Genomic DNA, 11,986 nt, shown 5'->3' with positions numbered 1-11,986 from the left:
TCATAACCTATATGAGATTCCATCTCTTTTTCTAAAATCTTATTTACTATCTGTTTTTTAAATTCCTGAAATATTCCTTCTTTACCAAAAATTTCAGATGTATCATTTTGGGATAATATTTCTGATACTAGTTTTTCTATAGTGGGATTTGATACTTTGCTCTTATTTTTCATATTAGCTCCATGTAAGTTGTTTTTATTAATTAATTTTATTCTTAACTATTTTTACAACTTACACAAACTTCCTGACACCCTCTCATTGCAAGCAACTGAAAGGAGCGTGGCAATCTCAAGATTTTGGTCCGAGATTGCTTTGTCAAAATTTTCAATTTTTCCTTGCAATGACGACCTGGGTATCCGCACAACAAAGCTTTGAGTCGCTTAGCGCATAACCACTCGCTACTCAGTTGCTTTAAAGCTTAATTAAGCATCGTGATGATGGTGTCCATGTCCAAGCGCCCTTCACCGCCTAAACTTGCTTCATATTCAAGAACCCATGATTGATGAAATGCCATACCGGTATCAGCGACTATCCATCTTTCTAAAAGAACGCGAAATCCTACTTCTCTTTCCGGAAGAATTATTGAGTGATCCGTAGAAGCAGTTAATGGATGGCTCCAAAATGGTTTTTCTTGGCTTATATTTTCAAAAAATGTCTTAAGCTCATTAAAAGTTAGTCTTTAAGAAAAGTCAGTAGGATGATCAGTAATCGCATATGTATAACCACGTGTTTTATGTGCCATGGTATAATCCCAATGTATATCAAACTTGTCACCGGCTTTTACTTTATGAACATGATGGTACTTGCTTCCATCTCTCCAATCAAATGTTTTGTCAGATGAAAATTGTCACATTTCTGCATTAGTATAATTAACAGAATCTCTCTCATCTTCTTTTCCACCGCTAAGAAGATGTCCCTCTTTAATTGTCGGTGCACTTAGAGTATCATCAGGAAAGTCAACATCACCAGGAAAGGATTTTTTTCTCCTTCCATCTCATTTTTCTGTGAGCTATCCTTTAACAACTTTAATTCTTCGCAAACTCAAGCCATTGTCTTCGGTAAGGTTACTGCCCCATGATATGGGGTAACACCTAAGACATGCGAAAATTTCTTATCGTACTCTGCTTTATTAGGAGCTATTTTGTTATCAACTAGTTTTTTAGTCATAATTTACCTTTAATTCAAATTGTATTTCGATATATACATAAATAGACTGAATAATAATCTATCTTTACAATTAACAATGCTTACTAAATTTTTAATACATTGCAAGAAGTTATAAACCACTAAAGTGAAAAAATATTTGAGAATAAATAAAAAAGACTTTTCTTTTTATTAAGTTTTATTAACTATTTTTATATTTTTACTTAAGATACTAGCTATTATTATAGTAATATATTCAATTTATCATGTTAACAAAAATTAATATTAATGTAACTGTGTAAAAAAATCACAAAAATATAATCCTATTTAAAAATCAAGATATAGTTTAACTTGTGCTTAACCATTGATTATCGATAAATTTAAAAAAAATATTATGTTTTTCTAAAATCTTATTAATTTTCTTATAAAAATATTTTATACTAATTGTATGCATATACTCCTTTTAAAAGAAGTTTAAATAATTAGTAGGTTTATGGAAGATATTGATATTTGGCAGCAAAAATTTGAGATTTGTGATTATAGTAAAAAATTAATTGATCGAATTAAATATTTGAATACTATAGTAGACTCACCTATATATAACAGAAATTGAAAAAGGTCTTTATTATACCCATAAATATCATGCTTCTCAAATGCGTCAATCAGGGGGGCCTTATTATTCTCATCCTATAGAAGTTGCAATCATGCTTGCAGATTTTACAGCTCTTGAAGCTCCTAAACTTTACAAATCATATATGATCAATGTTGCCCTTCTTCATGATACTATAGAGGATACAATACTTACACATGCTGATATTAGCAAAATTTTTGATAAGAATATTGCCGATAGCGTAGAACGTTTAACAAAGCCGTACGGTAAAATTAGCTCTGGTGAAATGTTAAATTTACTAATCCAAGAACAAAGATATGATATCGCACTTATTAAAGTATTTGATCGCCTACATAATTTACAAACTATAAATGCTAAATCTACAGACAAAGCTTTAGAAACAGTAAAAGAAACTATAGAAAGCTTCTTACTCATGGCAAAAAAAATATTTCAAAAAGTCGGTTTACGCAACTTCTTTTTTAAACTTCAAAATAATACAAAATAAAAAAATAAATTAAATTTGTGTCCAAGATAGAAGCCGTCTTTCATCTTGGATATTCATTATTTCAAACTTCTTCCTAAAGGAGTAGGCATATACTTTAGAAAAAAAGAAGTGTATATCAGCTAAAAACTATTTTTATATTTCCAGTGTGCAGCTTCACCGCTCTCTGCATGATAATGCATCTTATGATCACGTATTTGTATCTCTATTTTATAATTATCCTCAGTTGTGATAATAGTATGCAAAGATTGATAGCCGTTTGGTTTAGGATTAAGAATATAATTTTTAAATTTATCCTTTTCATACTCATAAAGATCATGAACTACTTTTAAAGCTTTATAACATTTCTCTTCATCTATTACCACTATGCTTATCCCAAAAATATCTGTTAATTCTTCTAACTTTATACCCTTACGATATAATTTATATAAAATTGATATTGGATGTTTGATCCTACCTGTTATTTGAGCAGCAATATCATGTTTAGATAAATTATGATTTAAATGTTTAATAACCCTTTGAAGCAAAACTACCTCTTTAATTTATACTAATTCAGTTAATAGTTATACTTACGAATAACTAAACACCAATTAAAGCAATAAACTTGATTAAGTTCTATTAATATTTCTAATTAATTTGCTATTTTTAGTAAATATTAATAAAACCCAGCTTTGGTTGATATTAATAGGAAAAATTAAGCTTGTGGCGAGCTTCGCACTACCCTATTATTTTATCTTTTATCCTAAATTTAAATTCACATTATTTAGATTGCTTTTAGAAGCTAATTTTTTAAGTTTTATATATAAAATTTAAATTATCTTATTTTAGTCTTTCTTAATTGTATAAATTATAAGATTTTTTTAAAATAAGAATAGTAATTTTTCTAAAACCTTACTAATTTTAGTTAGCATAGTTTAACCGACCAAAAGCTAGAAACTGTTATTACTAATTTTTTAAATTAAACGAATATATACATTATAGATTAACCTTGCCTATAACTGCCACAAGAAATCTATTCTTAATAATTAAAGCGTAAAACCGCTTTAAACCTTTTGATCATCCTATATAAGGCTGTTAACAAAATAACTTTAATTGATAATTAAAGAGATTTTTACAGTAATAAATATCCCTATTTCAAAAAAATCTTTTAATTTGCAGTTAAAAAGAATTTAATGAGCTTTAAAATTATTTTGTTAACAGTCTCATAGGATAAATACCAAAGGTTGAGCTATTATAATTAATTAAAAAATATTTGCAATCATTTATTGAAATAATTACAAGAAATTCTATATTTTATTTTTTGAGAAAGAGTTTTATTAAAGAGTTTATTTTCAAATTAAGCAAAGAATCGCTTTAAAAGCCATTTGTTGCATAAATCAGTTTTTCAGGGTCCTACGTCCTACTGCGACTTAATAATGTGTTGTACGACACGTTGTTAAAATCGTCATTGCGGAACAGGCATTGCCTGCGTGGACCAGTTTCTTAATTGTCATCCTGCGAGCTTGTAGCAGGATCCAGTTTAAAATGCTAATATTATTAGTATGTTTAGTTGTTTTCTGGATACCGTGGCCAAGCCACGATATGACATTGAACAGTTTTTGCGGTCCACGCAACAATGCCTCCTTACAATGAGGGGAACAAGCAATACAACAAAACGGGTTTATTAGATCTATTGCATAACCTATCTTATAGAGATATAGACTTAGAAATCCATACCGCCCATACCTCCCATACCGCCACGCATTGGCATTGGCTCTGCCTTATCAGAAGGTTCGTCAACAATTAAAGTTTCCGTGGTAATAATTAACGAAGCAACGGAAGCAGCATCTTGAAGTGCAGTACGCACTACTTTAGCCGGATCAATAATTCCTGCTTTAATCATATCGACATATTGCATATCTTGAGCATTAAAGCCATAATTTTTATCCTTATGTTCTAGTAATTTACCAACTACTACACCACCGTTTTCACCGGCATTTTCAACAATCTGTTTTAGCGGATCCTTTAAAGCTTCTATTACTATTTCAATACCTGCTTGTTGATCCTTATTCTCTACTTTAAGCTTTGTTAAAGGTTGTGATGCATGAAGTAATGTTACACCGCCACCGGCAACAACACCTTCCTCAACTGCCGCTCTTGTAGCAGCAAGTGCATCTTCAACACGATCTTTACGCTCTTTCACTTCAACTTCCGTAGCACCACCAACCTTTAATACGGCAACACCGCCGGAAAGTTTAGCTAAACGCTCTTGTAGTTTTTCTTTATCATAATCAGAAGTAGTTTCAGCTATTTGAGATTTAATTTGTAATACTCTATCTTCAATATTTTTCTTATCACCGTTACCGTCAACAATTACAGTATTTTCTTTAGAAATTGTTACTCTCTTTGCCGTCCCTAGACTCTTAATACTCACATTTTCAAGCTTCATACCTAAATCTTCAGTAATAAGCTCACCTTTAGTTAGGATAGCAATATCTTCCATCATTGCTTTTCTTCTATCGCCAAAACCGGGAGCTTTTACTGCTGCAACTTTTAAACCACCACGTAATCTATTGACTACAAGCGTTGCAAGAGCTTCGCCCTCAACATCCTCAGCAATAATTAATAGCGAGCGTTGTGATTGTACTACAGCCTCAAGTATAGGTAACATCGGTTGTAAATTTGATAATTTTTTCTCAAATAGTAAGATGAAAGGATTTTCAAGCTCAGCAACCATTTTCTCGGAATTCGTTACAAAATACGGTGATAGATAACCTCTATCAAACATCATACCTTTAACTACTTCAACATCGAAGCTAAAATTCTTTGCTTCTTCAACGGTTATCACACCTTCTTTACCGACTTCCTCCATTGCCTTAGCAATTTTCTCACCGATTTCCTTATCACCGTTTGAAGAGATAGTACCGACTTGTGCGATTTCCTCTTGGCTATTGATTTTTTTACTAGATTTTTTAATTTCTTCTACTACTGCGTTTACCGCTAAATCCATACCACGCTTTAAATCCATAGGATTATAACCGGCAGCTACTAGCTTATTACCCTCACGAGCCAAAGCTCTAGCAAGTACCGTAGCTGTAGTAGTACCATCACCGGCTACTTCTGCAGCTTTTGTAGCAGCTGATTTTAATAGCTGAGCTCCTGCATTTCTAATTTTATCTTTTAACTCGATCGATTTTGCAACTGTCACACCGTCTTTGGTAATTTTCGGTGAACCAAATGATTGCTCGATAAGTACATTTCTGCCTTTTGGACCTAAAGTAACTTTTACTGCATCTGCAAGTATATCAATGCCTTCTAGCATTTGCTCACGAGCTTTTGAGCCGTGTTTAATAAGTTTTGTTGCCATATTTAATTTCTCCTTAAAACAAATAATTAATTAATAATACCAAATACGTCGCTTTCTTTCATAACGATCAGTTTTGTGCCTTTAATTTCAATTTCGGTGCCTGCCCATTTACCGTATAAAACTTTATCGCCTACTTTTAGCTCTAAAGGATGAATTTCGCCTTTTTTATTACGAATACCATTACCTACGGCTACTATTTCACCTTGCATCGGCTTTTCTTTTACAGTATCCGGAATAATAATTCCACCTTTAGTTTTTTCTTCTTGTTCGATAGGCTTTATTGCAATTCTATCATGTAATGGTTTAAAAGACATTTTAACCTCCAATTATTAAATCTTTAAATGTACATACTATATATATTTTATTTTTGTTAGTTCAAGGGGCAAGAATAAAATTTTTTTTATTAGAGGTCTATTCTTTCTCAAAATCCTCTAAACTAGTGCCGTGTTTAGTTTTACTCCATTTCAAATTCAAAGGACAGAAAATTATTTCAAATACTGCTTTATATGAAGCTACAGTATGTAATATAAAATAACTAGCCCATAAGATCAAAGCTACTATAGCCTGAAATTTTACTTTTCCGCTTTTTAAAGAATTTTTTAATATATACAGAGCTGTACCATATAGATATAAAAGCGAAAAAATACTATTAATAAGCCATAAATAATTAATTATAGAATTTTTATTTATAACAATAGAAAATATTATAAAGGATAAACTCCAAAAATTATAAGTAGATAAGCCGATGAAAATATAAATTGTTATTACTTGCAATAAAGTAAACTTTTGGCATTTATCTTTTGGTGCTTTAAATACCAAAAATGTTTGCAAAAAGCCTTGAATCCAATGTGATCTTTGATTTAGCCAATTACCTAAACTATTCGGAGCTTCTTCTAGAGTATAGGAATCACGAATAGCTACTTTATAGTTCTGTGAGTAAATTCTTATACCAAGCTCGGCATCTTCTGTTACATTATAAGCATCCCATCTGCCAAGCTTATTTAATATATCCGTTTTAAAATGATTACTAGTACCCCCAAGAGGGGTAGGAAGTTTTAGCAAACTTAATCCTTTCAAGATATATTCAAACCATAAACTATATTCTATATTAAACATTTTGGTTAAAAAATTCTCATTTTTATTATAAAAATTAAGCTTAGCTTGAAGATAAGCATATTCTAGAGGCAAGTTTTTAAACATTGCTAGAGCTTTAAGTAGCTGTTCAGGTTTATCTTCAGCATCATATACTACTAGATACTCACCACGTGAATATTCTAGAGCATAATTAAGGGCTTTCGGCTTTTTAGTTCTTGGTAGACTTTTCAGAACAGATATAACATGAAAATAAGACGGTAAATTATATAACACTATTTCTTTAATCATTAGATAATCGTCATCTTCGATAATAATTTTAACGCCTAGCTTATCTTTTGGATAATTAATTAATGAAATATTTTTAATTATTGACCTTAAATTACTTAATTCTTTATATAACGGTACTAAAACTGTATAAACCGGTAAAGCTTTCTCCTCATTTTGAAAAATTTGTGATTCCACCGAATGATTTTTAGTACTACTTGTTTTGTGAAGCGATTCCACCTCTGTCATACCGTGGTTTGACCACGGTATGACACTGAATACGCTTTTCAATCCATGCAACCCTACCGAAGGCGATTCTCTTACTGCCCTTATAAATAACAGAGATTTTAAAATATTTTGCAAACAATAGCTTATATTATTAGCAACATGAAATAAAACCGGCAGATAAATCAATGTGGCTATAAACACGACGAAAAATATTATTATTTTATTGGTATAATTAATATTCTTAGCAATAATCGGTCCGACTTTAAGTTCAAGAGCATATTTTGCTTTGATACTAGTTAAATAGGCGAATTTTTTTCTAATAATTTATAAAAAAAATATTTCTTGATCAGCATTATAGATCTAAAAATATTATTATTACTAAACAATATTCTTAGATCATTTATAGCAGTTATTGTATTACCGTGAACATCTTCATCTATACAATAACCATTCACTACATAGGCTTGTATATAAGAATAATTATAAATTTTAATATAAGAAATATTGCTTATTAGCGGCAATATTCTATTTTCATATAATATATCAATCATTATCTCATTATCGATAATTGCTTCTTCGATCATAGCTTTTAAACTAGTAGCTTGTTTTTTACCTAATAAGTTTTTATCTCTGATTATCTGTAATATTATATCTTCATTTATACATCTAACCATGCTGAAAAACTTATACCTGATATTTTATATTTCTTATTTGAAAGACTACGATCCCAAAAATAACCGATTTGAGTAGTTAACAAGTTTCTATGCTTCTTTACCAAAATTAATTATCTTTGCAATTCCTAACTGCTCATAAACTGAACTATCATATACATAGCCGTAATTTTGCCGAGTATGGTATTTTGTAAAACTTGTAAGCATTATGCCGTTTTTAAATTTAATCCCTTCACAAGTAGAAAAATTATAATACATCTTCTTAGAACCAATATTAATTGAATGTCCAAAACTAAATATATTTTGATTAAAAATAGTAACAGGGCGGATATTTTTAGACATTCCCATTAGTAAAGATATCTCGCCTAAAAAATCTTCTTTAAGTTTTTTACTCTTACTCATTAAAATTTTAGGCTGAGCCGCAATAACAAAATCTTTATCTTCAAATAGCTTCAATTTATAGTAAATAGAAGCATCCGTGCTTATGTTTTTTTCATTCAAAAATTTATCTTCTTTGTACAAAAAATGTACTCCAATATTTTGATTATCGGTAATACCGTATTCTACAGTACTACTTACAAAGTGCTCATATTGATCAGAGGATAATTCTACTATCTTCTGCTCTAATCTTTTTATTTGTCGTAAGATTTTTGCATGAAGACTCGGCTGATCGCTTACTTTTTTGAGGTATTCCCATAGATAAGCTACTCTTTCTCTTATGTATAAAACGGCTTCTTCTCTTTGCTTTTTCTCGTTTTTTGATATCTTATTAACTTTATTACCCCCTACAATATATCTATCTCTTCCCTGCTCTAACAACCATGCCGCAGCATGTACCTTATTAATATCAAAAATAATTATAAGGCATACTAGACAATAATATAATCTTAATACCATAGCCGCTTAAATTTAAAAAATACACTATAATAGTAATTATAAATTGGTAAAGGGCTAGGTTAAAAAATTTTTAATTGAAGTAGTATATGGAATATTGTAGTAATGATTTTATAACTTAAAATTCATTCAAAGAGGAAAATATGAACGATCCAAAATATAGAACTATTACTTTTACCGAAGAAAGTAGAACAGCAAATATTAATACATCCCCCGATAAAATAACAATTGGAGCTAATCAGCGTGTTACGTTTGAAAGCCTAGGCAATGTTGCGGAATTAATCTTAGGACCACATAGTAGTGTTAAAGTAACAGATCTTAATCATAAGGTATTTATACATAATACCAATCGAGATAAGATAATTATATTATCAGGTGAACATATTGCTTTTGATGATAATCCATACGCTTAATAAATACGTTATTCTCGTGAAAGATTGGTTGCGTGGATACATGCACCGTCATTGCGAGGAGCAAAGCGATGCAGCAATCCACAGAAATAATAAAAAAATGCTATAAATTAGCATTTAACTGATCCACTTAGCAACTTTCTAAGACCCAAGCAGTACCTGATTTTGTAGTTTAAATAATTCCGCAGCTCCGCCTTTAGCAAGTTTTAACATTGCTAAAAACTGCTCTTCGGAAAAAGGATTTTTCTCTGCCGTGCCTTGTACTTCGATTAAATTACCGTTACCTGCAAACACAAAATTACTATCCACGTCCGCATCACTATCTTCTAAATAATCCAAATCTAGTATCGCCTCACCTTTATATATACCGCAAGAAATAGCTGCAATTTGACTAATTAACGGGTTCACCTTTAAAACTCTCTTTTTCATCAAGGACCTAATAGCTAGGTGCAATGCTACGTAGCTCCCTGTTATTGCTGCAGTTCTAGTACCACCGTCAGCATTAATAACATCACAATCTATGATAATTTGCCTCTCGCCGAGTTTCTTCACGTCAATTACACATCGCATCGCCCTACCTATTAAACGCTGTATCTCTTGCGTTCTTCCGCCTTGTTTTCCGAGTGCCGCTTCTCTTTTAATACGCTGTGATGTAGAACCGGGAAGCATACCGTACTCGGCAGTAATCCAGCCTTGATTTTGTCCCCTCAAGAATGGCGGTACGGTAGTTTCACAAGTAGCACTACACATGACATGTGTATTACCGATTTTAATAAGACATGAACCTTCCGCATTAATAAGCGGGGATAATTCTAATGAAATAGGACGTAATTGGTTGCTTTTTCTTCCTGACTGTCTCATAATACAATTTGTACTCCATAAGTAAAAATAAATAGTAGACGAAGTTTAATTTGGAAAAGAGTAAGGCGTTTCATATTTTTTGACTGCAGCGTACATACTAGTACGTGAGGATAAAAAAATACGAAACAACGACGCCAATGTTTCAAATTAAACGAGTATACCATTGAAAAAATTTTGATTATATCTATATATATCAAAAAGAACATAAATATAAAGTAAATAATATGATAGACGATAATATAGAAAATAATGAACAAACAATAAATGATATTGCTGAAGAGATAGTTGAAACGGCAAATCCGGAGATAACAGCGTTAAAAGCCGAGATTGAAGAGCTAAAAGATAAGCTAATAAGAACTACTGCCGAAATAGACAATACAAGAAAGCGTTTAGAAAAAGCACGTGACGAAGCAAAAGATTATGCAATTGCTACATTTGCTAAAGAACTGCTAAATGTTAGTGATAATCTTTCAAGAGCATTAGCACATAAACCGGCAAGTTCTGATGTAGAAGTCATAAATATTATTGCAGGCGTTCAGATGACTAAAGACGAGCTAGACAAAGTCTTTCATAAACATCATATTGAAGAAATAAAGCCGGAAATAGGATCAATGTTCGACTATAATTTACATAATGCAATTGCGCAGATAGAACATCCTGATCATGCACCGAATAGTATTATTACTTTAATGCAATCAGGATATAAAATTAGAGATAGACTACTTCGTCCTGCTACCGTACAAGTAGTTAAAAAACCTTAATACTCGATCAACTTCAAAAATTGGCGTCGTCGTTTTACAAAAGCTTCAGTTCTCACATATTAAGTATACGCTGTGATCTTCGCCTTGTGAACTCCTAGCTCTTTTTGAAGTTGATTTTCGTATAGAAAATGAGGAAAATAATATGAATAGAACCGTTATATTTTGGCTAGTTTTTTTAGGGCTTTTTATAAGCGGTTTTATGCTAATTTCAAACGCAGTAAAACCATTTTTTATCGCATTTATAATATCTTACTTACTACAACCTGCTATAGGTTTTATCGCATCAAAATTTAAAATATCAAATAAATTTGCATCAAGCATAATTTATCTGATATTTTTGAGCATATTTTTCTTAAGCTTAACTATTTTAGTGCCGATAATTTATGGACAAATTTTTACTTTTATAAATAATATTCCAAAATATAACAATTATTTACAGACAGAAATATTACCACCTATAATGGTAAAAATTTATTCGATAGAACCTGATATTGCCGACACAATCAAGAATTCTTTAAGCAATTTTATAAATAGTATATTTACTATACTTGGCAGTATTGCTAATAATTTTTGGCGTTATACTATTATAACTATTAACATATTTGTTTTATTTTTACTTATACCTATAATATTAGGCTATTTCCTACGTGATTGGGCTAAAATTATTGCAAACATGAAATCATTATTACCTATAAAAACCCGACCGAAAATCCTTGAAATATTATCGGCAATTAATAATCTGTTATCTGCTTACATAAGAGGACAGCTAAATATTTGCTTATTATTATCTGCTTATTATAGTATTGCATTTACCGTAATAGGTATTGATCTCGCTCTTTTACTTGGCATTTTAACAGGATTTTTAGTTATTATTCCTTTCCTTGGTACTTTTATATCGTTTCTTTTAACTCTAATTATCGGCTATTTAACTTTTGGTGTAACTACCAAATTACTATATATAATGATAATTTATCTAGTTGGAAATATTTGCGAGTCTTATATTTTCACCCCTAAAATTATCGGTGATAAAATAGGGTTGCATCCTCTTTGGATTATATTCTCAATTTTTGCCTGCGGCAGTTTATTTGGAATTATTGGAATATTTTTTGCTATACCGATTGCAGGGATTACAAAAATTTTACTTTTGAATCTAATTAAATTTTATAAATCTAGCAAATTCTATCGAATAGACGGCTAAAAA

The 11,986-nt window shown here is 30.8% G+C and carries 11 protein-coding genes and 2 pseudogenes; 4 read left to right on the top strand and 9 right to left on the bottom strand.

Annotation, left to right across the window (positions count from 1 at the left end; translation table 11 throughout):
- Positions 1 to 256: 256 nt before the first annotated feature.
- Both O6R16_RS00985 and O6R16_RS00980 read right to left on the bottom strand, forming a co-directional pair.
- Positions 257 to 367, bottom strand: a pseudogene (locus O6R16_RS00985) (zinc ABC transporter substrate-binding protein); the annotation flags it as partial.
- Between the two features lie 674 nt (positions 368 to 1,041).
- Positions 1,042 to 1,167, bottom strand: a complete 126-nt coding sequence (locus O6R16_RS00980) for a hypothetical protein (RefSeq protein WP_499679622.1) — start codon at positions 1,165 to 1,167, stop codon at positions 1,042 to 1,044.
- Between the two features lie 629 nt (positions 1,168 to 1,796).
- Between O6R16_RS00980 and O6R16_RS00975 the strand changes: the two genes are divergently transcribed.
- A complete protein-coding gene (locus tag O6R16_RS00975; protein WP_499679621.1) occupies positions 1,797 to 2,258 on the top strand; it encodes an HD domain-containing protein in 462 nt (153 codons plus the stop codon).
- A 119-nt stretch (positions 2,259 to 2,377) separates the two neighbouring features.
- On the opposite strand, the gene O6R16_RS00970 is transcribed toward O6R16_RS00975, so the two are convergent.
- The 6 genes and pseudogenes from O6R16_RS00970 to O6R16_RS00945 all read right to left on the bottom strand — a co-directional run bounded on the left by O6R16_RS00970 (position 2,378) and on the right by O6R16_RS00945 (position 8,381).
- Positions 2,378 to 2,782, bottom strand: coding sequence for a RelA/SpoT-related domain-containing protein (locus tag O6R16_RS00970; protein ID WP_499679620.1), 405 nt, complete (start codon positions 2,780 to 2,782; stop codon positions 2,378 to 2,380).
- A gap of 1,175 nt (positions 2,783 to 3,957) precedes the next feature.
- Positions 3,958 to 5,601 carry a chaperonin GroEL gene (gene groL / locus O6R16_RS00965; protein ID WP_499679619.1) on the bottom strand — a complete coding sequence of 548 codons (1,644 nt, stop codon included), beginning with the start codon at positions 5,599 to 5,601 and terminating at the stop codon, positions 3,958 to 3,960.
- Between the two features lie 26 nt (positions 5,602 to 5,627).
- Positions 5,628 to 5,915 (bottom strand): co-chaperone GroES, encoded by a 288-nt coding sequence (locus O6R16_RS00960; RefSeq protein WP_012737041.1) that lies wholly within the window; start codon positions 5,913 to 5,915, stop codon positions 5,628 to 5,630.
- 97 nt (positions 5,916 to 6,012) lie between these two features.
- Positions 6,013 to 7,323: a glycosyltransferase family 2 protein gene (locus O6R16_RS00955; protein WP_499679618.1), complete on the bottom strand. Its 1,311-nt coding sequence runs from the start codon at positions 7,321 to 7,323 to the stop codon at positions 6,013 to 6,015.
- Positions 7,324 to 7,484: 161 nt separating this feature from the next.
- Positions 7,485 to 7,862 carry a hypothetical protein gene (locus tag O6R16_RS00950; RefSeq protein WP_499679617.1) on the bottom strand — a complete coding sequence of 126 codons (378 nt, stop codon included), beginning with the start codon at positions 7,860 to 7,862 and terminating at the stop codon, positions 7,485 to 7,487.
- Positions 7,847 to 8,381 (bottom strand): annotated as a pseudogene (locus tag O6R16_RS00945) (hypothetical protein). Before O6R16_RS00945 ends, O6R16_RS00950 begins: the two are co-directional and overlap by 16 nt.
- 515 nt (positions 8,382 to 8,896) lie before the next feature.
- Here O6R16_RS00945 and O6R16_RS00940 point away from each other — a divergent pair.
- On the top strand, positions 8,897 to 9,166 hold the full coding sequence (locus O6R16_RS00940) for a hypothetical protein (RefSeq protein ID WP_499679616.1): 270 nt from the start codon (positions 8,897 to 8,899) through the stop codon (positions 9,164 to 9,166).
- 138 nt (positions 9,167 to 9,304) lie between these two features.
- Here the strand turns inward: O6R16_RS00940 and rph are convergent, their stop codons facing one another.
- Positions 9,305 to 10,024 (bottom strand): ribonuclease PH, encoded by a 720-nt coding sequence (gene rph / locus O6R16_RS00935; protein ID WP_499679615.1) that lies wholly within the window; start codon positions 10,022 to 10,024, stop codon positions 9,305 to 9,307.
- A 224-nt stretch (positions 10,025 to 10,248) separates the two neighbouring features.
- Here rph and grpE point away from each other — a divergent pair, with 224 nt between their 5' ends.
- Together grpE and O6R16_RS00925 are read left to right on the top strand one after the other, a co-directional pair.
- On the top strand, positions 10,249 to 10,785 hold the full coding sequence (grpE, locus tag O6R16_RS00930) for a nucleotide exchange factor GrpE (protein ID WP_499679614.1): 537 nt from the start codon (positions 10,249 to 10,251) through the stop codon (positions 10,783 to 10,785).
- Between the two features lie 142 nt (positions 10,786 to 10,927).
- Positions 10,928 to 11,983, top strand: coding sequence for an AI-2E family transporter (locus tag O6R16_RS00925; protein ID WP_499679613.1), 1,056 nt, complete (start codon positions 10,928 to 10,930; stop codon positions 11,981 to 11,983).
- Positions 11,984 to 11,986 lie beyond the last annotated feature (3 nt).

The organism is Candidatus Rickettsia tasmaniensis, from assembly GCF_036857515.1.
GTDB lineage: Bacteria > Pseudomonadota > Alphaproteobacteria > Rickettsiales > Rickettsiaceae > Rickettsia > Rickettsia rickettsii.
Note: the sequence above shows the minus strand (reverse complement) of the source record. Positions and strands in the feature narration are given on the sequence as shown.